Raw genomic sequence first — 21,134 nt, forward strand, 5'->3', positions numbered from 1 at the left:
ATCATTACTTGCGCCGCATCACCGCGCCGCCACCGATCAGCAGACCGAGCGCGCCGAGCACGATACCGATGACTCCGAGCCAGCGTGCGGTGTCATCGCTGGAGGCCCCGCCGCTGGTCGACATCGCCGGAATGTCGCCGTGGTTTTCGGCCCCACCGGACTGTTCGGCCGCCAAAGCCAATGTGGGGGCAGGGTATTCGGGTTCACCCTTATCGCTGGCAGACTGATCCCACTTGATGACCTCGCCGTCAGCGTAGGTCTGCACTGCTGGCATGGTGAGTTTGTCCATATCGGGAAGTCCATTGGCGAGCACCGAGAACTCCCCGAACTGTCCCGGCCCGATCCCGCCACCGGAGTCGGCGGTCCAGGTGACAGTGGTGACATTGCCGTCCTTGTGTGTCACCGCTTTCCAGCCGGGCACCGCCTCGGTATCGATAGCGGTCACACCCGGAATCTGCACCGCCAACTCGACGGTCGGGCTATTGGTCACCGATTCGTTCGGTACCCGGAACTCCAGCACCGCCGAACCACCACGCGCCGCATCCGGCGCCGACACCGTGACATGAGCCGATGCGGGAGCCGCGGCGATCACCACGACGGCGGCTGCGGCGACACCGGTCAAGCCCGCACGTCCCAACCAAGATTTGTTCATCGTCGAGATCACTCCTTCTGAAAAAGGAATCGAACGCAACTGATGCTCAGCAGTGACGATAGCCTCGCGATGCCCCTTTACCAGGGATATCGGCTCATCCGGCGACCCAGCCGGTAGGAATCGGAATATCGCTCAGCCGATACTGAACGGCTCGCCCCACACGGTTACCCAGGTGACGACGTTGGCGGTCTCCACCTCGACGCCCACGAAGGAACGGGCCTGGGCATACCCGGCACATCCATTGAGGTCGATGGTTTCATCGGCCCAGGACACACCACCGCTGGGACCCTTGAACTCGTGCCGGATCCGGTGGGCCTCCTGGCCGAAATCATCTGCTTGCTCGAGGTCGAGCAGAAAGAACGACTTCGCTTGGCCTGGCCCCAATGTCAGATTGGCGCCGCTATTGGTGCCCACACCCGGCTTGACGTTCTGCCCGTCACTCCAGTCGAGCGTGCCCGTCACACCGCTATTGGCGCCACCACCGGCGATATTGACCTGGCAGCCGACAACGTAACCAGGGGCGATGCGGCCGCCCCTGACGCCGGGCCCGGACAACTCGACCGACGCCGTCCCCGACACCCACGCATTGCGGTGCAGCGGCGTCGCCCCCATCGAGGGGTTGATATTCGCCGATTCACCCGACAGCGTGATGTCCACGACGGTGCCGTCCGACAGCGTCTTGGTCAGGTGCGCGCCGGGCAGCGGTACGAAGGTATCGGCATTCGCCGCGCCCGTTGCGCAGAATCCCAGAGCTGCGACGGTCGCGATACCCAGGCCGGCGAGCCGGGCAATGAGCTTGCGGTTGATCATCTTTGACTTCCTCGAAGAGTGAATTCGCTTGAACGAGAGGAGATTCGACAGATACGGGGTCAGCCGATGCTGAACGGAGCCCCATAGAGGGTGGTCTTCGAGTAGTGGTCGCCGATGATTTCGACAACGGTGTACGCACGCGCCTGCGCATAGCCCGCACAGCCCTGGATCTCGATCTCGGCGTCCTGATACTCCACCGAGTACGTGCCGGGCTTCGGAATGTCCTTGTAGTCGATCTGAACGAACTTCACCTCACCGGGCCCGAGGTTCAGGCCCACCGAGCCGCCGAGCGATCCCCCACTCAGGTTGATTCCGCCGGACACTCCCGCCGAGATCGCGTTGTCGGCAATGCTGACCTGGCACCCGACGATGTAACCCGTGCTCAGCTGCGAAATGCCATGTGTCGACGAATTATTGGTGCCCGCAGCGCCCGAAGGGCCGTTATTGGGCCCGACCGCACCCTCCGGCGTGACAGCGACCTCGGCGATCGCATTACCCGACACCCACACCGTGCGACCGGCACCATTGGCCGCCAACGAGGGCGACACAATCGCATGCTCGCCATTGCGGATGACGTTCACGCCCGGACCGGCCTTCTGCCCGTCCGGCAATGCGACGAACGCATCGGCATTCGCGGCACCCGTCGACAGCAAACCAACGGCCACAACCGCGCCCGCCCCGACAATCCCCAGACCCCGGCGCACGCCGAAGCCACGATGTTCTCTCACTACCAACCCTTCACCAGGTGTGCCACTTGACGATTCAGCGTTGGTGACACCGCGAGATCCGCGGGCATCGGCGCTGACGGATCGGTAGTCGCACGCGAACCTCGGGAGTTCCCACCTGTAGCAATCCTGTGGCGCGAGTCACGATCCCGAGCGCGATACCAGCGAAGCCGTACAGCGGGTCCATCACGCCCTGGCAGCGATACGCATCCGGCCTTGCTATCGCTCGAACGGCCGCTCCCGTCCCCGTTCAGGACGGCTCGGAAACGGCGTGTAGCCGGGGATGTGCTGAAGGTGGCGGGTGGGGCCGGTATCGTCCGGCACGATGCGCGGGCAGCTGGCACAACGATCCGCGCCGAGGAGGATCATCGTGACCGACCGACCGCATACGGAAGCGACAGCAGAGGCGTCGGGTGCGTCCGGCACGCACGATACGGCCCGGCTCGCGGTGGTGGTCGGTGCGCTGGGCGTGGTGTTCGGCGATATCGGGACCAGCCCGATCTACACCCTGCAGACGGTGTTCAACCCCGGCGACCCGCACCCGGTTCCGGTCAGCCGGGACAACGTATTCGGTGTGGTGTCACTGGTGTTCTGGTCGGTAATGATCATTGTCACCGTCACCTATGTGTTGCTGGCGATGCGCGCCGATAACGATGGCGAGGGCGGCATCATGGCGCTGATCACGCTGCTGCGGCGCTGGAGCGCGCCGGGCGGCCGCCGCACCGCCGCCGTACTGTCCGCGCTGGGTATCTTCGGCGCGTCATTGTTCTTCGGCGACAGCATGATCACCCCCGCGATCTCGGTGCTGTCGGCGGTCGAGGGACTCAAGGTCGTACAACCCTCGCTGGAAGAGCTGATCGTGCCGATCACCGCGGTGATCATCGTGGCGTTGTTCCTGGTCCAGAAGCGCGGAACCGCCGCGGTCGGCCGGGTTTTCGGGCCCGTGATGATCGCCTGGTTCGTCACGATCGGTGTGTGCGGTATCGCGGGCATCGGCAAACATCCGGAGATCTTGCGAGCGCTGTCACCGACGTATGCGCTGAGCTTTCTGTTCGGCCATTTCGGCATCGCCTTCTTCGCGCTGGCCGCGATCGTGCTCGCGGTCACCGGCGCCGAGGCGCTCTACGCCGATATGGGTCACTTCGGCCGCCGATCGATCACCCGCGCCTGGCTCGTCCTCGTCTTCCCCGCGTGCGTACTCAGCTATATGGGCCAGGGTGCGCTGATCCTCGACGATCCCGCCAATATCAGCGCCCCGTTCTTCCTACTCGTGCCCGGATGGGGGCGACTACCGATGGTGCTGCTGGCCACCGCGGCCACCGTCATCGCCTCCCAGGCGGTCATCACCGGCGCGTACTCGGTCGCCGCGCAGGCCGCCCAGCTCGGCTATCTGCCCAGGCTCCGCATCGCGCACACCTCGGAGTCCACCATCGGCCAGATCTATGTGCCATGGATCAACTGGCTGCTGATGGTTTCGGTGCTGACCCTGGTCTTCGCCTTCCGCACCTCGGCGGCGCTGGCCTACGCATTCGGTATGGCGGTCACCGGCACCATCACCATCACCACGCTGCTGTTCTTCTATGTCGCCCGCGCGAAATGGCAGACACCGCTGTGGCTGATCGCGCTGGGCGCGATCCCATTGCTGGCGGTCGACCTGCTGTTCGTCGCGGCCAATATGACCAAACTCGTGCACGGGGCGTGGTTGCCGCTGCTGATCGGCGTCACCGCGTTCACCATCATGACCACCTGGCAGCGCGGCCGCGAAATCGTCACCGCCGAGCGCGAACGCCGCGAGGGATCGCTCGGCGAATTCGTCGAAGAACTACAGAGCGGAGCTACCTCGGCGATCACCGTTCCCGGCACCGCCATCTTCCTCAACCGCGGCAAACAAACCGCGCCGCTGGCCATGCGGGCCAATGTCGAGCACAACCAAGTCCGGCATAAGCAGATCGTGATCATCTCCATCAAAACCGAGCCCGTGCCACGCGTTCCGCTGGACCAGCGCGTCGCCATCGACCACCTCGGCTACCGCGACGACGGCATCATCTTCGTTACCGCCCGATACGGCTATATGGAAACCCCCGACGTGCCCGCCGCACTGGCCCTGCTCGACCCCGCGGAAACCGAAGGCCTATTGCAACTCGACCAGGCCTCGTACTTCCTCTCGACCATCGAACTGCGCCGCGGCGACGCCCCGACCATGGCGAACTGGCGCAAGCGACTGTTCATCGCCACCAGCCACATCACCGCCGACGCCGCCGAATACTTCGGCCTTCCCCGCGACTGCACGGTCATCATGGGCTCACAAATCGAGGTGTAGCCGGTGCTGCGGCACAGCCGCACAATCGACCACCCGGTTGCCCACACCAGCAGGCCGTTGCGCAATGTCAGAACCAGCACGCCCGGCCAGCTTCCGGTGGCCACCCGGTCGTAGACGAACGGGAATTCCACCTGGCTCGCCAGCGCCGTAACCAGCACCAGGACCACGACGGGGCGCTGCGTGGTGCGCGAATCGAGCGCGCAGACCGCGGCCACCGCCACCGCCCACACCAGGTACTGCGGGCTGAGTACCCGGCTGGTCGCCAAGGCGAGCAGCACCGCGGCCAAGGCCAGATCCGCTGCCGGCGGGCGCATGCGCCACCAGGCGACCAGCAGCACCGCGCCGCCGATGATCATGGCCGTCACGCATCCCAGGGCCACGGCGGAAACCCCCGGCCCCGACAACTCCTCGGCCCCATAGCGATGCACGATGCGCCAGTCGCCGGTCATCAGCCGAGCGATCAACAGCGGTGTGGCAGCGACGGATTCGATCTGCAAGCCACGCTTCGACTGGAACTGCAGGAACGACCACGCGCCCGGACCCAATACCGTCAGCCCCACGCTCGCCAGCACCCCGACACCGGCCGCCGCCGCACTCATCCGCCACAGCGCCCGCCAGCGCAACCCCAGCACGACCACCAGCGGCCACACCTTCAGCAGCACGCCCGCGGCGGCGGCCGCGCCAGCCGCCGCGGGACGGCGCGTCGCCCACAGCAGTGCGACGACCGCGGCCGCCGCCACGATCAGATCGAATCGGCCATAACAGACCCGGCCCAGCAGTGCCACCCCGAGCGTCCAGACCCACGGCCCGGTCTCCCGGCCCTCGCGCGACGCGGCCCGGATCAACAGGGCGAGCACGCCCGCGTCCGCCGCGGCGACCAGTGCGAAGAACAACCAGTTGTAGCCGTGCCCGCCACCGAGCAGCCAGGGCAGCACCAATAGCGCAGCGGCACCTGGCGGGTACTGCCACCGCTCGTCGTGCAGCGGGAAAATATTCTGGGACACAATGAGTTCGGCCCATTCGCGGTACAGCGTCAAGTCCGCGGCCGCGGCATCCCAGATGCTGTGCGGCAGCACCGTCACTCCGGTGAACACCACCATCAGCATCCGAGTGACACCCCACACCAACCACAACCGCGACAGCCCACGCACAAGCCCGCAGCCTAACCATCGGGATCCTGATCAGCACGAGACGCAGGTGGGGGCACCGCCGCCGAATGCGTCCGCGATCAGGGTGGTGTCGGCTACGACGAATCCGACGACCCGGCCGAATCATTCTCGCCGAGGCCGAATCTCGATCGGCGGTGCGCGTCGCGCAACTGGTGCTCTGCCTTGATCGACATCGGATGGTCGGAACCGAGGGCGCGCAGGCAGCTGGCGTGGGTTGCCATGTACCAGTAGAGCGCTTCGTCCTGCTGCCCCGACGCCCAGCACGCATCGGCGAGCACCAGCTGGGCCCCGAGCGTGCGCGGATCCTCCGCACCGAACGCGTCGATACATTGCCCGAGCTCCCACCGACGCTGGGCAATGTCCGGATGCGCCACTGGCCCGCGCTCCTCGGCCGCGGTTCGCAGTCCCAGCCGGTGACCGAACCACCACGCGACGACGCCGCCGATCCCGGCGACCGCATAGGCTCGCCAGTAGCCGCTATCGGAAAACCATGATCCGACCGCGAAGATCGCGCAATACGCGGCCACCCCCGCTCCAATCCTGCTGCCCCAGAACCAGAACGCCGACCTGCGCATTGATCCCCCTTCGATGAATAATCGGTGCGTACTACGCAGCTGTTCGTAGCCGAACGCGCCCTCGATTGGTGCGCCCACCGATGTGGCCGCTGCGCGATCCACCGCATCGGCGATAACTCTGGACTAATAGGTCATTACCCGATCCGTCGTTGATCGGGCAGGCGGGCGCATTGCAGGGTGGAACTGCCGACACCGGCACTGTTCTACACCTTGACGCGGGAGAGATCGTTGTCCGTTCAAAACCACCCAGAAACCACTGCGGCCCTAGAAGGTTCGCGCACCGTCACCGATCGGCTCGGCACCGCCGGGGCCCTGCTCGGTGCGGCGTTCATCATGGCGGTCGGGTGCGGCTACCTGCTCGCACCGGATTCGATGGCACCGAACTTCGGCCTGCCCGACTGGCCGCGCGGCGAGGCCACCGGATTCTTGAATATCAAGGGCGTCCGCGACATCGTGACCGGGCTGATCGTGTTCGCGCTGATCGCGGCGCGGCAGCGGCGCGCTGCCGGCATCGCCTTGGTGACCATCGCGTTGATGCCCACCGGCGACATGCTGACCATTCTGCTCCGCCACGGCTCCACCGCCACTGCGATCGGCGTCCACGGCCTCACCGCGGCATTCGTCTGTGCCACCGCAGCACTGCTGCTGCGGGGCGAGAAGCGATGACGGGCACCGCAATGAACACCACGGCGATGAAGACGATCCTCAATACCGCCCACATCTACATGATCGTCGGGGTCGTCTCCGGTCTGTACTACCGGGAACTCACCAAGATCGAGGATTTCACCGGGCAGACCCAGCTCGGTGTGGTCCACACCCATCTGCTGGCGCTGGGGATGCTGTTGTTCCTCATCGTCCTTGCGCTGGAGAAGCTGTTCGTCCTCAGCGCGCACCGGCTGTTCGGCTGGTTTTTCACCGTCTACAACATCGGTCTGGTCATTACCGTCGCCGCGATGACCGTCCACGGCACCCTGACCGTCCTCGGGCGATCGAGCTCCGAAGTGATCGCGCTGCTCGCCGGAGCCGGTCACATCCTGCTGACGGCCGGGCTGATCCTTTTGTTCGTGCTGCTCGGCAAACGCCTTGCCGCACAACCCGATCCGGCCCGCGAACCCCCTCCCGAGCGCGCGAGCGATATCGCTGAACCGGCAATCGCCTGACCCACGAAATGAGGAAATGATGACAACAGGCCAGGCAACCGCGCTGTGGACGCGCGATGCGGTGTCACTCGCCGCCATGATCGCGGCGGGTGAGGTCACGGCGACGGAGGTGGTGTCGGCGCATCTGGCGCGGATCGCGGAGATCGATCCCTCGATCGCGGCGATCACCTCCGTATTCGCGGAATCGGCGTTGGACGCGGCGGCGCAGGCCGATCGGCGCGCGGAGCCGATCGGACCGCTGCACGGGGTGCCGTTCACCGTCAAGAACAATCTCGACGTCGCCGACAGCCCTACTACCTGGGGTGTCGCGGCATTGGCGAACGCGGTCGCGCCGTCGGACGCGCCGTCGGTGGCAGCGCTGCGGCGGGCCGGTGCGATCGTGATCGGCCGAACAAATATGCCGGACTTCGCGACTCGCTGGCACACCGACAATGACGCCGCGGGCCCGACCATCAATCCATGGGACGCCTCGCGCAGCCCCGGCGGTTCCAGCGGCGGCGACGCCGCCGCCGTGGCGACCGGTATGACACCGCTCGGACTCGGCACCGACTTCGGCGGTTCCCTCCGGGTGCCCGCCGCGTTCTGCGGCGTCACCTCCCTGCGCACGACACCCGGCCGGGTCGCGGTCGCGTCCAGCCTGCCCGGACCGGCACCCGCGCCGACCAACCAGCTGTTCGCCGCGCCAGGGCCGGTGGCCCGTTCGGTGCGCGACCTATCGGCCGCCTTCGCGGTAATGATCGATGGCGATGTGCGTGATCCGGCGTGGATCCCGGCCCGCGACCTCGACGATCCCACCGCAACGCCCGCGGTCGCGGTCTGCGCGGACGGCAGCATCGATCCGCAGGTGCGCGCGGCCGTGCGGCAGGCCGCGGATGCGCTCGCGCGCGCCGGGCATCCGATCACCGAGGTGGCAGCGCCACGGCTGGACGAAACGGCAACGGCCTACGGCCGACTCGTCTCGACCGAGGTGGTGACCCAGCGTCTGGATCTCATGCGCCGCGTCGGCAGCCAAGGGCTCAACGCCTTCATCGACGCCGCGCTCGAACTGTTCCCGCCGCTGGACCTGGCGGGCTACATGTCCGCGCTCGGCGAGCGTCTCACGCTGCGCGCCGCTTGGTCTCGGTTCCTCGCCGACCATCCGATCGTGCTCGGCCCGGTATCGGCGGCCCTGCCCTGGCCGGTCGGCTACGACCTCGGCGGTAGCGCGAACGTCGCGCACATGTATGCCGCACAACAGTTGACCATTGCCGCCAACTATCTCGGCCTGCCCGCCGTCACGTTGCCAGCGGCGCTATCGGCCGAAGGACTGCCGATCGGGGTGCAATTGATCACCGCCCCCTTCGCCGAACGCCGCGGGCTCGCAGCCGCCGCCCGCATCGAGGCCGCATTCCGACTCGAGACCCCGATTTCACCACGATCGGGCGACTCCGACTCCCGATGAGTTCTCGGTGCGAGCGTCACGCTGGCTGTCGTGCGGAATCGATCGACCCGATAATCGATTTGAACTGATCACTTCTCGTAACCGGCAACTACGGTATTCACATCTCGCGTGTATTGATGTGAGGACCGAAGTGGAGTTACGGGATATCGAGATCTTCTTGGCACTGGCCGAGGAGCTGCATTTCGGTCGCACGGCCGAGCGTCTGCACGTCACCCAGGCGAGGGTGAGCCAATCGATCAAGAAGCAGGAACGGCGTGTCGGTGGCGCGCTGTTCGACCGCACCAGCAGGGCGGTCCGGCTCACCCCGCTGGGCGCACAGCTGTATCAGGAGCTCAATGCGGGATACCGGCAGATCATGGACGGTGTCGCGAGCGTATCCGCCGCCGCGCGCGGCACCGCCGGGGTGCTGACATTGGGCAGTATCGGACCGCACCCGTTCGGGCTCGACGATCTCGTCGAGGCGATGGAGTCGTTCCAGCACCGCTATCCGGCAGCGCAGCTACAGCATCGGGAGATCCAGCCGCCAGCGCCCTTGGATCCGTTGCGGTCCGGCGAGGTCGATGTGGCGTTGCTGTGGCTGCCGGTGCGTGAACCCGATCTCACCGTCGGCCCGGTCACCCACACCTCCCCGGTGCTGCTCATGGTCGCCGCCGATCACCCCTTCGCCCAACGCGATTCGATCTGCCTGGAAGATCTCGGCGACTGCACGGTGGTGGCGGGTGACTCGATTCCCCATTACATGGAGGAGGCCATCAACCCCTTCCATACGCCGTCGGGCCGGCCGATAGCGCGTGGCCCGGTGATGTCCACGTGGCAGCAGGTGGTCAACACGGTGACCTCCGGACAGTGCGTCGCCGGAGTCGTCGCGGAGTTCGCGGGCTACTACCCGTGGCCGGGCCTGGCATTCGTGCCGATCCGTGATGCCGCGCCCTCCCGCTGGGCACTGGTGTGGCGCACCGCCGCGGAGAGTCCGCTGATCCGGGCATTCGCCGAAACGGTATCCGATGTCGTCGGCGACAACTGACCGCTGCGCCTCATGAGCAGCAGGTCGGTCCGCAGCACGGTGCCACCTCGGCAGTCGGCTGCGGCACTGGTTTGACGGCCTTGACGATCGCCGAATGCATGCCGTCGGCCACGGAATGGGTTGCGGTGATCTCGATTTCGGTGAAGCCGGCGGCCGCCAGCCCGGCGCGGTATTCGGCGAACGAGAGCGCACCGGCGATACAGCCGACATAATCGCCGCGGTCGGCACGCTGCCGCGCCGAGAGCGCATCGTCGGCGACGACGTCGGAGATCCCGATCCGCCCGCCGGGCACGAGCACGCGGGCCATCTCGGCGAATACGGCGGTTTTATCGACCGACAGGTTGATAACGCAGTTGGAGATCACCACATCGATGCTGTTGGCGGGCAACGGGATCGCTTCGATCGTGCCCTTCAGGAACTCGACGTTCGCCGCCTCGGCCTTAGCGGCGTTCTCCCGCGCCAGGGCCAGCATCTCGTCGGTCATATCGACCCCGTACGCCTTACCGGTCGGACCGACGCGCCGCGCCGACAGCAGGACATCGAGGCCGCCGCCGGACCCCAGATCCAACACCCGCTCGCCCTCGCGGAGTTCGGCGACCGCGGTCGGATTGCCGCAGCCCAGGGACGCGGCGGTCGCGGCGATCGGGAGTTGGTCGCGGTCGGCAGCCCCGTAGAGGCTGGCGCCGAAGTTGGCGTCGACCTCGACCGAAGGGCTGCCGCAACAATCGTTGGCGGCACCACTGTCGGCAACCATATTCGCGGCCTCGGCATACCGCGCTCGGACGGTCTCACGAAGTTCGCTGTACTGATCGGTCACGACGCTCCCCTAGTTCGTAGGTTCACCAGGTCGCGACAAGACCCCCGCCAATCTGGCTGTATTGATGAATATCGATCCAGATTGCTGCCTGAATCGATGAATGTCAATATAGACAGGTGTCGAAACAGGATCTGCCGATAATCGGCTCCGCCAACGCCTGCTGCGTCCCGACCTTGACCAGCCCGCTGGACCACGGGGCGGCGACGGAGCTGGCGGCGGCGTTCAAGGCGCTGGCCGATCCGGTCCGGCTACGGCTGCTGTCGCTGATCGCCTCCCGCCCCGGCGAGGAGGTCTGCGTCTGCGAGCTGACCCCACAGTTCGACCTGTCCCAGCCCACCATCTCCCACCACCTCAAGGTGCTGCGCGAGGCCGGCCTGATCGACAGCGAGCGTCGTGGCACCTGGGTTTTCTACTGGGCGATACCTGAAGTGCCGCAACGACTTTCGGCCATCCTGAGTACCACGGGTGCCGAGCCCGTCACCGTAGCCGAATGAGCACGCCCGCACTGGCGCGGCGGACCTTGCCTAGAACGCGTTCTAGACAGTTTTGAGGTTTTGTCTTACGCTCGGTTCATGAAGACGGAGTTGTCTCACCGGCCGCGGTTCGAATTGAGGTCCGCGGAGACCTGGCGCAACCCGTGGCAGATGTATGCCGAGCTGCGGGCGCACGATCCCGTGCATCACGTTGTGCCCCAGGATGATCCGGCGAGCGACTACTACGTGCTGTCCCGCTATGCGGATGTGCACGCGGCGGCGCGCGATGTCACGACGTTCTCCTCGGCGAACGGGCTGACCGTCGACTATCGCGATCTCGGCGAAATCGGCCTGCCCGAGCCGCGGCCGTTCGTCTTCACCGATCCGCCGGATCACACGACCTTCCGCAAGCAGGTCATGAAGGGCTTCACGCCACGCCAGGTGCGTTCGGTCGAACCGCAGGTGCGCGCATTCGTGGTCGAGCGGCTGGAGCGGCTGCGGGCGGCGGGCGAGGGCGATATCGTCGTCGAACTGTTCAAACCGCTGCCCAGCATGGTGGTCGCGCATTATCTCGGTGTGCCGCAACCGGATCGGCCGAAATTCGACGAGTGGACCGATCTCATCATGACCGCCTCCGCCGGCGGCAGTCCGCTCGATGCCCAAGAGGCCATCGGTGAATTGATGCAGTACTTCACCCAGCTGATCGAACGCCGCCGCGCCGAGCCCGCCGACGATACGATCTCGCATCTGGTCGCCGCCGGCATGGGCGCGGACGGCGACTACGCGGGCATCATCTCGATTCTCGGCTTCGCCTTCACCATGATCACCGGCGGAAACGACACCACCACCGGCAATCTCGGCGGTGCGGTGCAACTGCTCACCGAGCGACCGGATCAGCGACGGCTGCTGATCGAGAATCCGGCGCTCATCCCGGACGCGGTCGAGGAATTCCTGCGGCTCACCTCGCCGGTGCAGGGCCTGGCGCGCACCCTGGTGCGCGACACCGAGATGCACGGCACGACCATTCCGGCCGGACGCCGCGCACTGCTGCTGTACGCCTCCGCGAACCGCGACGAACGCGAGTTCGGTCCCGACGCGAGCGAACTCGATGTGCTTCGACGGCCCAAGCAGATCCTCACCTTCAGCCACGGCAACCATCACTGCCTCGGCGCGGCCGCCGCACGCATGGTCGCATGTGTGGCGCTCGAGGAATTGCTTTCGCGCTGTCCGGATTTCGTCGTCGATATCGACCGCGTCCGCTATGCCCCCGGCAGCTATGTGCGCTGGCCGGACCGGGTGCCGTTCCGGGTGTCGCCATGAAGGCGGCAGTGGGATACGGGGCGGCCCGGTGACGGGCGGGCGGCCCGGAGATTGGCTGCGTCCCAGGCGCGCCGATATCGCGGCCGAACAGATTCTCGACGCCGCGGCGCAGCTGTTCATCGAGCGTGGTGTGGCGAATACCGGAATGGGCGATGTCGCGAAGGCCGCGGGCTGTTCGCGCGCCACCCTGTACCGCTACTTTCCGAACCGCCAAGCCCTGCGCATCGCGTTCGTGCACCGCGAGGCTCGTCGGGTCGCGGCGGCGGTCGCGGAGCAGGCTCGCGATATCACCGATCCGGGCGAGCGCATTGTCACCGTCATGCTCGCCGCACTGCGCGAGGTCCGCGCCGATCCGGCACTCATCGCCTGGTTCACCGCGGGAGATGCGGGCATTGCCAATGAGATCGGGCAATCCTCCGAGGTCATCGAGGCTATTGCCGCGGGCCTGCTGCCGCCGACCACCGACCCCGACCGATCCCGCCTGGCACGCTGGCTGGCCCGCGTGATCATGTCGCTGCTCACCGCCCCCGGTCGCGACGATGCCGACGAGCGTGCCATGCTCGAACAGTTCGTCGCCCCGGTCGTCATCGGCTCCTTCGCGAACTGAATTATGCCTTGACTTGGAGGGCACTCCAGGTCGTAGCGTCGAGGACGTGCGTCACTCGATCGTCGACCAAGGAGGAGAGCCACGCATGATTGCGACCAGGAAGCTCGGACAGCTGACCGTCGGTGCACAGGGGCTGGGCTGCATGGGCATGAGCCAGGCCTATGGCGTGCGCGATAACGATGACGAATCCATCGCCACCATCCACCGTGCGCTGGATCTGGGCGTGACCATGCTGGACACCGCGAATGTCTATGGCCCGGAGACCAATGAGCGGCTGGTGGGCAAGGCCATCGCCGACCGCCGCGAAAAGGTAGTGCTGGCAACCAAATTCGGCATCGTCTGGGGCGAGGACGGTTCCATGGGCGCCCGTGGCGATGCGGCGTATGTGAAGCAGAGCTGCGATGCGTCACTGGCCCGGCTCGGTGTCGATCACATCGACCTCTACTACCAGCACCGCGTCGACCCGAATGTCCCGATCGAAGAGACCTGGGGCGCGCTGTCGGAGCTGGTACAAGCGGGCAAGGTGCGCCATCTCGGAATTTCGGAGGCCTCGGCGGCGACCATCCGTCGCGCGCACGCGGTCCACCCCGTGACCGCCCTGCAGAGCGAATGGTCGCTGTGGACCAGGGATATCGAGGCCGAGGTGCTGCCGACCTGCCGGGAACTCGGTATCGGCATCGTGCCCTTCTCCCCACTCGGCCGCGGCTTCCTGACCGGTGCGATCACCTCCACCGCCGATCTGCCCGCCGACGATATGCGCCGCCGCCTACCGCGATTCGCCGAGGACAATTTGGACCGCAACCTCGCCATCGTCGCGGCATTGCGCGAGCTGGCTGCCGAAAAGGGCATTACCGCAGGACAGTTGGCCCTCGCCTGGGTGCAGAGCCGTGGCGACGATGTGGTCCCCATCCCCGGCACCAAGCGCCGCACCTACCTCGAGGAGAACGTCGCCGCCGTCGAGATCACACTGACCGCAGACGATCTCGCCCGCATCGATGCCGCTGCCCCAGCAACCGCATTCGCCGGGGCACGCTATCCCGAGCACCTCGCCAGGGCCGCCGGGCACTGACACTGGTCACGGCCCTTATCGGCGGGTGCCGATAAGGGTCCACGGCGCACGGATTACGATCTTCCCGCTTTGCTAGTCGTTAGCTGCTCCATCAGGTCACAGCCGATCAACAGGAGAAGGTAATTACATGGCAATTTCCCGGAAGATCGCGACAGCATCGGTTGCCGCCGCCGCACTCGCCACCACGGTCTTCGGTGCGGCGCAGGCCACGGCCGATCCGATCGCCGGAGGCTGCTCCGGCGGCCAATTCGATTTCACCACCACCCCATTGAGCATGACGAGTGCGCCGATCACGGCGACGTGGAGCGGCAACCTCAGCAGCTGCACGGGCACCCCCGCCCCCACCGCCACGGTGAACGGCACCTTCAACGGCACCGGCGGCTGCTTGGGCGCCACCGGGAATATCGACGGGTCGATCAACTGGTCGAATGGTCAGATCAGTCGGATCAGGGGCCCCTGGCACGTCCCGAGCGGAATGGCTACCGCGAACACCAACACCGTGGTCATCGTCGATGGCCCCGGCACCGGCGGGCAGATGGTCATCGACGATGGCGGCATCATCAACGCATCAGCACTGACCGGCCCGTGTTTGTCCGGCGATGTCCGCGCCGCATCGCTGCGCATCACCGAAGTCCGCTTCAGCTGACCCTCCACCAGATCGAATGGGTGCCGAGCCGCGGCCCGGCACCCATTCCCCACTCGATCACGCCCCGAAATACCCTCGCGCCACCAACCTTCCGACGAACATCCCCCGAAACCCGAACACTCGGCCCAGCAAATCCAGCCCTGGACAAGCGATCACCATGCGCTCATGCAGGCAAACGTCGAGAACGCCCGGCACCAGCGCCTTCTCAACTTTTAGGCGTGGTTTTTGGGTGGGGGTCAGCGGCCGGAGCCGCTGGAGGAGAGGGTGATCAGGTAGCAGGTGAGGTCGGGGGTTGGGGTGGTGCAGACCTGCCAGATGGGGGTGGCCTGGTCGGAGGGGGTGGTTTGGGTGGTGGGGGTGGCCGGTTCGAGGGGGATGGCCGAGGCTGGGGCGGTGGCGGCTATGGGGGCCAGCAGCAGGGTGCCGATGAAGAGTCCGGCGCGGAGGCGGGTGCGCATTATGTCGATCCTTTCCGAACGGCGAGGGGCACCGTTCGTTGGGACGTTATCGGGCCCGTGATCTTGGTGGACAGACCAAAGAAGGCTTGCCCCCGGAACCGGGGCATCCGCGCATTTTCTCGGGCCGTTGCGGCGGCGCTGGCCGACGGTACCGTGGAATGAGGCCGACCCGGCAGGTGTGGGCCGGTGGCCGTGGGGAGGCAGCGATGGTGCGGATCGAAGGTATGCCGACACCCGACGCGGATGCGCCGTGGGATGAGATCGTGCCGCAGCTGTGGATGGGCGGACATCATTACGGGAGCGGCGACGGAGTACGGGTGCCCGTGGTGGTCGGCACCGAATTCGATGTGGTGATCAGTCTTTTCCAGGCCGACGGGCACGGGCCGGGACCCGGGATCGAACACCATCACCTCGCGATACCGGATGGGCCGCTGCACGCCGAGCAGTTGGCGGCGGCGCGTGAGTTGGCCGTGATCGCCGCCGCGGCGGTCCGCGCGCGGCGCATGGTCATGGTGCGCTGTCAGTACGGCTACAACCGGTCGGGGCTGGTGGTCGCACAGACCCTGCTCGACCTGGGCTATGCGGTCGATGACGCGATCGCCCTGATCCGGCGGCGGCGCTCACCCTATGCGCTGAACAACGAATATTTCGTCAACTATCTGACGACCGGCCTCGACACGGCGCAGGTCCTCTCCGATCTCGAATAGCCGCCGAGACGCCTCCGGTGCGGCGGCGCGGCGGCGACGGGTCGCGGCGATAGGGTCCATCGCATCGGCAATCGCATGTCACGGGCGTCGTTTCTGCGCGGCGCACTAGGAGCCGGGGCGGCGCTGGCCAGCTCCGGATTTCTCGCATGGTCGGGCGGTGCCGCCGCACAACCCCCGCAGTGGCGTGGCCGCGTGCTGCGGCCGGGCGACGCCGAATACGCCTCGGCGAAACAACTCTTCGATCCCCGGTTCGACGCGAAAACTCCGGCCGCCGTTGTCCAGGTGACATCGGTCGAGGATGTGCGCGCGGCGGTCGCATTCGCGGCGGAGTCCGGACTGCGGATCGCGGCGCGCGGCGGCGGACATTCCTATATAGGGGCGTCCGCGGCGGACGGAACGCTGGTCATCGATCTGCGCGCACTGCGCGATGTGCGCTACGACGGGGGCCGGGTCACCGTCGGGGCCGGAGCTTCGTTATCCGATGTGCAGCACGGTCTGCACCGATTCGGGCAGACCCTGCCCCTCGGCACCTGTCCGACGGTCGGCATCGCCGGTCTGACACTCGGCGGCGGTATCGGCATCGAGTCGCGGCAGCACGGATTGTCATGCGACCGGCTCGATTCGGCGCACATCGTGGTTTCCAGTGGTGAGTCGGCGGAGGTTTCCGCAACCAGCGACCCGGACCTCTTCTGGGCGCTGCGCGGGGGCGGCGGGCAACTCGGCGTCGTCACCTCGCTGACCTTCCTGACCTGCCCCGCGACACCCAAAGACATAGTGCGCCTGACCTTTCCAGCCGAACGACTGGCACAAGTGATCACCGGCTGGGCCGACTGGCTGTCGACCGCGGACCGGAGCGCCTGGGCCAATGTCGAGGCCTCCACCGACGGCCACGGCGCCATGGACTGCACGGTCCTACTGGTCTGCGCCGCGGACACCGGCGCGGAACACACCCGCACCTTGACCGCGGCCACCGGTACCGACCCGCTGTCCGTCCGGCGACAGACCCTCGACCATCTCGAGGCGATCGACGCGCTCGCCGGTGGCATCGATGCGCCACGCACCTGCGCGGTCGCGGGATCCGATGTCGTAGCCAATATTTCGACCGGCCTGGCCGACCGGATCATCGAAACCCTCACCACGCTCACGGATGCGACCGGCCGAGTACTCATCGACCCGCTCGACGGTGCGGTGCGCGATCTCCCCGGCGACGCAACGGTTTTCCCGTGGCGCGACCACGCGGCCGTCCTGCAGTGGATCGTCGACGGTCCGACCGACACCGGGCAGTGGATCGCCGATGCCCATCGAAATCTCGGTTCACATTCGGCAGGCGCGTACGTCAACTATCTCGAACCATCGGACTCCCCCCGCCGCTACTTCGCCGACAACCTCGACCGACTCCGGCGCATCCGCACCGCCGCGGATCCCGACAACCGACTGCACCCGACACTCGCACTCTGAATCCGCAGCGAAATGCCAAGTGCCCCAGCCTCGGTACCCACCCGAGGCTGGGCACTGACGTCCGCGCGGATCAGCGTGGGGCATTGGCCGGATCGGCGACGGTGGGGTGGGTCCCCTCCCGGTGCGCCCGGCGCGCATCCTCGAAGAACTCCCGCGAGAACATTGCCGACAGCACCGCGATACCCGCACGGTGCACACGGAATTCACTCCGGTTGCTGGTGCCGGTGAGGCGGATGACACGGCCCGCTGCGTCCTTGGGCCGCGCGAAATCCTTGACCCGACCGCGCCCGGTCCACCGCAGTTCGGTCTGGTCGATGACGGCGTCGTCGGGGACGAGCAGTTTGACCATGGCGTGGTCGAGGTCGGCGTGCACCACGATCTCGCCGTCGCCTGTGATCAGCGGCGAGCGCAGGTCGATGACCACGCTGCCATAGCGAGCGGTGACGTCGAAGGTATCGGCGGCGGTCCAGTCACCGAGGCGCTTGGTGGTCTCGTGGTCGACGTGGATCCGGGTGGCGGTCTTGGCGGTCATTTCTCTGTTCCTTCCGGGCGGCTTCCGCTGGTGAACCAATAGTGACACACAAACTAGTTCCTTTGCAACTAGTTCTTGAGACCCTAGTTGTCCGGACACCACTAGAATGGTCGGTATGACGGCATCGACGCAGTTCAAGCGCTCGCCACTGGCGATGGCGCTGCTCGGCATCCTGCATCTGGAACCGATGCACCCCTATGCGATCCAGCGGCGGATCAAGGAGTGGGGCAAGGACAAGGTCGTCAATGTCGCCCAGCGCGCCGCGCTGTACAAGACGATCGGCCGGTTGCAGGAGGCCGGGCTGGTCACCGTGCGCGAGACCGGACGCGATCAGCAATATCCCGAGCGCACCGTCTACGAGATCACCGATGCTGGCCGCGCGGCCTGCGCCGGCTGGCTGGCCGAGATGATCGGCGAACCGCGCAACGAATATCCGGATTTCCCTGCGGCACTGTCATTTCTAATGCTGCTCGGCCCCGACGGCGCCCGCACCGAACTGGAGCGGCGCGCAAAGTCGGTGCGCGCGAAGCTCGCCGAGATGGATGCCGATGCGGCACAGGCCGCCGCGATGCATCTGCCCCGGGTGGTGATGCTGGAAGACGAGTACCAGCGTGCGGTCACCGAGGCCGAATTGCGTTGGCTCGATAGTGTTATCGCCGATCTGGCCGCGGGCACGCTGACCTGGTCCAGGGAATCCCTGCTGCCGTACCAGCAGTCCTAGGCAGGATCGGCCAACTTCGCCGCACAGCGCGCACTTTGGCGCCTGCGGCGCGACGATGTATTGCGTGGCAGGCAAATTCGTTCCGGTGCCCGACTGGTTCGCCTGGGAGAACCAGGATTGCGGGATCGCGGTCGCGGATATCGATGGTGACGGCACACCGGATGTCGTCGTGCTCATGGTGGACGATCCACAGGGGCAGAACACCGGGTCCTATCGAGTGGGCAAGGGGTTGGCCACCGATGGAACGACGCGGAGTTGGGGGCCGTGGCTGCCGGTGCCAGATTGGTACGGCTGGGAGAACCAGGGCGCGGGCATCGCCATCGGGGATCTGAACGGCAATGGTCGGCTCGACCTGGTGGTCTTCCTCATCGACAATCCCCCCGGCCAGAACCAGGGGTTCTACCGGATCGGGCGCGATCTGGACGCCGACGGCACGGTGACCGGTGGGTGGACGCCGTGGATCGCCGTACCAGATTGGTACGGGTGGGAGAACCAAGGCGCCGATATCTGCCTCACCTCCATCGATGGCCAGACCACCCTGGTCCTGCTGACGGTCGACAATCCGCCGGGCCCGAACAGCGGACAGTTCCGGCTGGCCAAGGGCCTGACCGTCGACGGGGCGGTCGGCGAATGGACACCGTGGCTCGAGGTGCCCGACTGGTACGGATGGGAGAACCAGGGCGCGGGCATCACCGCCGCGGATCTGGACGGCGACGGCAGGCCGGAACTGATCGTCTTCGCGGTGGACGATCCCGACGGTGTGAACGCCGGTGTCTACACCATCGGCTGGGGTCTGGAGGGTTCGGGTCACGCGGTCGACGGCTGGAGCGTGTGGGCCAAGACGGACTGGGGATTCGCCGAAAACCAAGGCGCGGCAGTGGCTTTGCTGCCCCATGCGGACGCGCCGCCGGAGCTGGTGGTATTCACCATCGACGCACCCGAGGGGCCCAATGCCGGATATCTGCGCGTGCTCGAACTGGAGACCGATCTCACGCACGCGCCGCATATGGGCCTGTGGCGAATTCTCGATTTCGGCACCGAGATCAACCCGGTGCACGCAGCCGTACTGCACACCGGTGACGTGCTGTTCTTCGCCGGTTCCGGTAACGATCCCGACCGGCACGACGCGCACGAATTCCGCACTCGCGTATGGCATTACCCGCGGCCGCAACTGAGCGCGCCCGCCACCCCGATCGACCTGTTCTGTGTCGGCCAGGCGTTCCTGCCGGATGGCCGACTACTCGCGGCGGGCGGCACCGAACGCTACGACCCGTTCTACGGGCTCAGGGACGCACTGATCTTCGACCCGGCGACCTCGACCTGGAATGCTCAGCCGGATATGACCTTCGGGCGCTGGTATCCGGCACTGGCACCGCTACCGAACGGCAATATCGTCGCGGTATCGGGTCTCGGCACCGACAACTTCCTATCCGTCATTCCGGAAGTCTTCGATGCCGGGACCGAAACCTGGTCCCAGCTGCCCTCGCCCGGCCCGATCCCGATGTACGGACATCTCGTCCTGCTCGCCGACGGCAGGCTGTTCTACACCGGCGGCCAGTACGGCGCGAACAACGGTATGCGACCGTCGATCTGGGATCCGGCGACCGGCGCCACCGTGGAGGTGCCCGGCCTCACCGATCCGGGATCGCGCAATCAGTCCACCAGCGTGCTGCTGCCACCGGCGCAACAGCAGCGGGTCATGATCCTCGGCGGCGGTGGTTTCGATATGCACAGTCCCGCACCGGCGCTGGCCGATACCAGAATCGTCGACCTGACCGCGGCGGCACCGGAATACCAACCGGGGCCGCCGATGGACCACCCGCGAATGCACCTGAGCGCGGTACTGCTCCCGGACCGAACGGTGCTGGCCACCGGCGGTTCCGGCATGGAGGAGATGGCGCACGCCGCACCACCGCACGCCGAGATCTTCGATCCGGCCATGGGCACCTGGATGCACACCGCACCGTGCCGCGTCCCGCGGCTCTACCACTCCATCGCGCTGCTCACCCCCGACGGCAAGGTGATCACCGCGGGCTCCAATCCGGCGCGCAAGACCGAGGAACTGCGCATCGAAACCTATTGGCCGCCTTATCTGTTCCAGGGCGAGCGGCCGCGGCTCGCGCTGGCCAGCGATACCGTCGCCTACGGCGCAACCGTCACCGCGACGACCGCCGCCACCCTGCGCGAGGTGAATCTCGTCCGCCCGGGCGCCTGCACCCACTCCTCCGATAACGAGCAACGCCTGATCGATCTCGAATTCACCAGCACCGCACCGGATTCGGTGACGATCACGCTGCCGACCAATCCGGCGCTCGCACCACCGGGCTGGTATCTGGTGTTCGTCGTGAACGACCAGGGCGTGCCATCGACCGGACAGTGGCTGCACCTGAGCTGAGCGCACCGCCGATTGTGACCGACCACAGTCGGCGGCCGATGCGACCGTGCGGTCA

Annotated in this window: 21 protein-coding genes and 1 pseudogene; 14 read left to right on the forward strand and 8 right to left on the reverse strand. The window is 66.6% G+C overall.

All coding sequences use genetic code 11. The annotated features are described in order from the left end of the window. Positions 1-4: 4 nt before the first annotated feature. The 3 genes from ACQP0C_RS38025 to ACQP0C_RS38035 form a co-directional block, all read right to left on the reverse strand. Complete coding sequence (locus ACQP0C_RS38025) at positions 5-652, reverse strand: YcnI family protein (protein WP_433728107.1); 648 nt, start codon at positions 650-652, stop codon at positions 5-7. A 132-nt stretch (positions 653-784) separates the two neighbouring features. Further along, positions 785-1,462 carry an MspA family porin gene (locus tag ACQP0C_RS38030; RefSeq protein WP_433728109.1) on the reverse strand — a complete coding sequence of 226 codons (678 nt, stop codon included), beginning with the start codon at positions 1,460-1,462 and terminating at the stop codon, positions 785-787. Between the two features lie 59 nt (positions 1,463-1,521). Then, positions 1,522-2,190 carry an MspA family porin gene (locus ACQP0C_RS38035; protein WP_433728111.1) on the reverse strand — a complete coding sequence of 223 codons (669 nt, stop codon included), beginning with the start codon at positions 2,188-2,190 and terminating at the stop codon, positions 1,522-1,524. A 445-nt stretch (positions 2,191-2,635) separates the two neighbouring features. Here ACQP0C_RS38035 and ACQP0C_RS38040 point away from each other — a divergent pair, with 445 nt between their 5' ends. After that, positions 2,636-4,507, forward strand: a complete 1,872-nt coding sequence (locus tag ACQP0C_RS38040) for a potassium transporter Kup (protein WP_433734771.1) — start codon at positions 2,636-2,638, stop codon at positions 4,505-4,507. Positions 4,508-4,758: 251 nt separating this feature from the next. Here ACQP0C_RS38040 and ACQP0C_RS38045 read toward each other — a convergent pair. Continuing rightward, positions 4,759-5,613, reverse strand: a pseudogene (locus ACQP0C_RS38045) (glycosyltransferase 87 family protein); the annotation flags it as partial. A gap of 137 nt (positions 5,614-5,750) precedes the next feature. Then, on the reverse strand, positions 5,751-6,251 hold the full coding sequence (locus tag ACQP0C_RS38050; RefSeq protein ID WP_433728113.1) for a tetratricopeptide repeat protein: 501 nt from the start codon (positions 6,249-6,251) through the stop codon (positions 5,751-5,753). A gap of 228 nt (positions 6,252-6,479) precedes the next feature. Between ACQP0C_RS38050 and ACQP0C_RS38055 the strand changes: the two genes are divergently transcribed. The 4 genes from ACQP0C_RS38055 to ACQP0C_RS38070 all read left to right on the forward strand — a co-directional run bounded on the left by ACQP0C_RS38055 (position 6,480) and on the right by ACQP0C_RS38070 (position 9,876). After that, on the forward strand, positions 6,480-6,917 hold the full coding sequence (locus ACQP0C_RS38055; RefSeq protein ID WP_433728115.1) for a DUF4267 domain-containing protein: 438 nt from the start codon (positions 6,480-6,482) through the stop codon (positions 6,915-6,917). Next, positions 6,914-7,411, forward strand: a complete 498-nt coding sequence (locus ACQP0C_RS38060) for a DUF2871 domain-containing protein (protein WP_433728117.1) — start codon at positions 6,914-6,916, stop codon at positions 7,409-7,411. Before ACQP0C_RS38055 ends, ACQP0C_RS38060 begins: the two co-directional genes overlap by 4 nt. 19 nt (positions 7,412-7,430) lie before the next feature. Next, complete coding sequence (locus ACQP0C_RS38065) at positions 7,431-8,852, forward strand: amidase (protein ID WP_433728119.1); 1,422 nt, start codon at positions 7,431-7,433, stop codon at positions 8,850-8,852. A gap of 118 nt (positions 8,853-8,970) precedes the next feature. Next, positions 8,971-9,876: a LysR family transcriptional regulator gene (locus ACQP0C_RS38070; protein ID WP_433728121.1), complete on the forward strand. Its 906-nt coding sequence runs from the start codon at positions 8,971-8,973 to the stop codon at positions 9,874-9,876. A gap of 10 nt (positions 9,877-9,886) precedes the next feature. Here ACQP0C_RS38070 and arsM read toward each other — a convergent pair whose 3' ends face one another. Next, entirely contained in the window at positions 9,887-10,693 is an 807-nt protein-coding gene (gene arsM / locus ACQP0C_RS38075) for an arsenite methyltransferase (RefSeq protein ID WP_433728123.1), read from the reverse strand. A 116-nt stretch (positions 10,694-10,809) separates the two neighbouring features. Between arsM and ACQP0C_RS38080 the strand changes: the two genes are divergently transcribed. The 5 genes from ACQP0C_RS38080 (at position 10,810) to ACQP0C_RS38100 (ending at position 14,808) form a co-directional block, all read left to right on the forward strand. Continuing rightward, entirely contained in the window at positions 10,810-11,187 is a 378-nt protein-coding gene (locus ACQP0C_RS38080) for a metalloregulator ArsR/SmtB family transcription factor (protein ID WP_433728125.1), read from the forward strand. A 78-nt stretch (positions 11,188-11,265) separates the two neighbouring features. Next, positions 11,266-12,486, forward strand: coding sequence for a cytochrome P450 (locus ACQP0C_RS38085; RefSeq protein WP_433728127.1), 1,221 nt, complete (start codon positions 11,266-11,268; stop codon positions 12,484-12,486). 28 nt (positions 12,487-12,514) lie between these two features. Further along, the gene (locus ACQP0C_RS38090; protein ID WP_433728129.1) at positions 12,515-13,093 is read left to right on the forward strand and encodes a TetR/AcrR family transcriptional regulator; all 579 of its coding nucleotides are present in this window, start codon (positions 12,515-12,517) and stop codon (positions 13,091-13,093) included. Between the two features lie 85 nt (positions 13,094-13,178). Next, positions 13,179-14,162: an aldo/keto reductase gene (locus tag ACQP0C_RS38095; RefSeq protein WP_433728131.1), complete on the forward strand. Its 984-nt coding sequence runs from the start codon at positions 13,179-13,181 to the stop codon at positions 14,160-14,162. A 127-nt stretch (positions 14,163-14,289) separates the two neighbouring features. Further along, positions 14,290-14,808 carry a hypothetical protein gene (locus tag ACQP0C_RS38100; protein WP_433728133.1) on the forward strand — a complete coding sequence of 173 codons (519 nt, stop codon included), beginning with the start codon at positions 14,290-14,292 and terminating at the stop codon, positions 14,806-14,808. A 236-nt stretch (positions 14,809-15,044) separates the two neighbouring features. Here ACQP0C_RS38100 and ACQP0C_RS38105 read toward each other — a convergent pair whose 3' ends face one another. After that, complete coding sequence (locus ACQP0C_RS38105) at positions 15,045-15,266, reverse strand: hypothetical protein (RefSeq protein ID WP_433728134.1); 222 nt, start codon at positions 15,264-15,266, stop codon at positions 15,045-15,047. 206 nt (positions 15,267-15,472) lie between these two features. Here ACQP0C_RS38105 and ACQP0C_RS38110 point away from each other — a divergent pair, with 206 nt between their 5' ends. Together ACQP0C_RS38110 and ACQP0C_RS38115 are read left to right on the forward strand one after the other, a co-directional pair. Continuing rightward, entirely contained in the window at positions 15,473-15,973 is a 501-nt protein-coding gene (locus ACQP0C_RS38110; protein WP_433728136.1) for a protein-tyrosine phosphatase family protein, read from the forward strand. A gap of 75 nt (positions 15,974-16,048) precedes the next feature. Next, complete coding sequence (locus tag ACQP0C_RS38115; RefSeq protein WP_433728138.1) at positions 16,049-17,431, forward strand: FAD-binding oxidoreductase; 1,383 nt, start codon at positions 16,049-16,051, stop codon at positions 17,429-17,431. 70 nt (positions 17,432-17,501) lie between these two features. Here the strand turns inward: ACQP0C_RS38115 and ACQP0C_RS38120 are convergent, their stop codons facing one another. Next, positions 17,502-17,963: a hypothetical protein gene (locus ACQP0C_RS38120; protein WP_433728140.1), complete on the reverse strand. Its 462-nt coding sequence runs from the start codon at positions 17,961-17,963 to the stop codon at positions 17,502-17,504. Between the two features lie 115 nt (positions 17,964-18,078). Between ACQP0C_RS38120 and ACQP0C_RS38125 the strand changes: the two genes are divergently transcribed. Then, positions 18,079-18,684 carry a PadR family transcriptional regulator gene (locus ACQP0C_RS38125; RefSeq protein ID WP_433728142.1) on the forward strand — a complete coding sequence of 202 codons (606 nt, stop codon included), beginning with the start codon at positions 18,079-18,081 and terminating at the stop codon, positions 18,682-18,684. Between the two features lie 64 nt (positions 18,685-18,748). Next, positions 18,749-21,079, forward strand: a complete 2,331-nt coding sequence (locus tag ACQP0C_RS38130) for a galactose oxidase-like domain-containing protein (RefSeq protein WP_433728144.1) — start codon at positions 18,749-18,751, stop codon at positions 21,077-21,079. Positions 21,080-21,134 lie beyond the last annotated feature (55 nt).

Source organism: Nocardia sp. CA-129566, from assembly GCF_050956075.1.
GTDB lineage: Bacteria > Actinomycetota > Actinomycetes > Mycobacteriales > Mycobacteriaceae > Nocardia.

What these genes read in the sequence shown, in the direction of transcription:
- ACQP0C_RS38025 (WP_433728107.1), bottom strand. Translation starts at nt 652, where the DNA reads ATGAACAAATCTTGGTTGGGACGTGCGGGCTTGACCGGTGTCGCCGCA.
- ACQP0C_RS38030 (WP_433728109.1), bottom strand. Translation starts at nt 1,462, where the DNA reads ATGATCAACCGCAAGCTCATTGCCCGGCTCGCCGGCCTGGGTATCGCG.
- ACQP0C_RS38050 (WP_433728113.1), bottom strand. Translation starts at nt 6,251, where the DNA reads ATGCGCAGGTCGGCGTTCTGGTTCTGGGGCAGCAGGATTGGAGCGGGG.
- ACQP0C_RS38060 (WP_433728117.1), top strand. Translation starts at nt 6,914, where the DNA reads ATGACGGGCACCGCAATGAACACCACGGCGATGAAGACGATCCTCAAT.
- ACQP0C_RS38065 (WP_433728119.1), top strand. Translation starts at nt 7,431, where the DNA reads ATGACAACAGGCCAGGCAACCGCGCTGTGGACGCGCGATGCGGTGTCA.
- ACQP0C_RS38085 (WP_433728127.1), top strand. Translation starts at nt 11,266, where the DNA reads ATGAAGACGGAGTTGTCTCACCGGCCGCGGTTCGAATTGAGGTCCGCG.
- ACQP0C_RS38095 (WP_433728131.1), top strand. Translation starts at nt 13,179, where the DNA reads ATGATTGCGACCAGGAAGCTCGGACAGCTGACCGTCGGTGCACAGGGG.
- ACQP0C_RS38100 (WP_433728133.1), top strand. Translation starts at nt 14,290, where the DNA reads ATGGCAATTTCCCGGAAGATCGCGACAGCATCGGTTGCCGCCGCCGCA.
- ACQP0C_RS38105 (WP_433728134.1), bottom strand. Translation starts at nt 15,266, where the DNA reads ATGCGCACCCGCCTCCGCGCCGGACTCTTCATCGGCACCCTGCTGCTG.
- ACQP0C_RS38110 (WP_433728136.1), top strand. Translation starts at nt 15,473, where the DNA reads ATGGTGCGGATCGAAGGTATGCCGACACCCGACGCGGATGCGCCGTGG.
- ACQP0C_RS38115 (WP_433728138.1), top strand. Translation starts at nt 16,049, where the DNA reads ATGTCACGGGCGTCGTTTCTGCGCGGCGCACTAGGAGCCGGGGCGGCG.
- ACQP0C_RS38120 (WP_433728140.1), bottom strand. Translation starts at nt 17,963, where the DNA reads ATGACCGCCAAGACCGCCACCCGGATCCACGTCGACCACGAGACCACC.
- ACQP0C_RS38125 (WP_433728142.1), top strand. Translation starts at nt 18,079, where the DNA reads ATGACGGCATCGACGCAGTTCAAGCGCTCGCCACTGGCGATGGCGCTG.